Genomic DNA, 905 nt, shown 5'->3' with positions numbered 1-905 from the left:
CGGCTCTCGCCGGATGATGCATAGAACTAGCATACCTGAAGGGGGCATGAATGTTCGAAAGCGCACAGACGCGAGTGTTGCGCCCGACTAGGCTGGGAGCGATCCTGGACGCTCGCAAAGCGCTCGGGGCCCAACGGCCTCGGGGAGATGCGAAAATGTGCCGGCTGCGCTGAAGCGGCTCCGTCCGCGAACGCAGTGTTGCCGGTTGCGTGCCGGGTATGAGGCAGGAGTAACCTCGGCAGATTCTGGATCCAACCGTGGTCGGTCCTCGTGCGTACTGCCCTTCTCATCGTGGGAATATGGCTACTGGTGAACGTTCTGTTCGTTGTAGTTGTCCTGCCCTCGCGCAGACCGGCACCTACTCGGCGAGCAGGAATTCCATCTCCGGTGACGATTAACACGACGGCCGGTCGCTTGGACGATCACGACCCACCACTCCTGCAGCGCGCAATGAGGCCGGTTGCAATCAGGGTTCTTTTCATCGTGCTCATCCTTCCAGTCCTTCGAGCGTGGAATGCGGTTAGGCGGCACTTCAGAGGGCACGACAACTAGACACGGCCATCGCGTGCTTGAGATTCTCGTCGATGTCCTCACTGCGCCGCGGGCCCCCCGAGCGATTCAGCGAGACCATCAGCCCAGCGCTCTCGCTATGGCCATGCCTCGAAGCATGGTTATGACCCGCGCTTCAACGATGATGTGAGAAGCTCAGAGCCCAGTGGGGAACAGGCGCCAGCATTTCCATCCCAAAATGCCGCAACGCGCGCTCAATTGGTCTGCCGCTTTTCGGCTGAAGCCCGATCGATCAGGAAATCGTCCAATTTTCGGCCGGCTCGAAGCTGCGGCCGCAGCCATCGAGGCAGCCTGCCGCGACCCGACCATGTCTCCGCCGGGTTCTTCGGATTGCG

Annotated in this window: 1 protein-coding gene; it reads right to left on the bottom strand. The window is 61.0% G+C overall.

Features of this window, described 5'->3' with window-relative positions:
* Nucleotides 1-764: 764 nt before the first annotated feature.
* Nucleotides 765-905 (bottom strand): H-NS family nucleoid-associated regulatory protein (locus IVB32_RS28785; RefSeq protein WP_247412121.1); only part of this gene is annotated, 141 nt, incomplete at its 5' end.

Source organism: Bradyrhizobium sp. 23 (genome assembly GCF_023073295.1).
Classification (GTDB): Bacteria; Pseudomonadota; Alphaproteobacteria; order Rhizobiales; family Xanthobacteraceae; genus Bradyrhizobium; species Bradyrhizobium canariense_D.
The sequence above is the reverse complement of the archived record's forward strand: the minus strand, read 5'-3'. Positions and strand labels throughout refer to the sequence as shown.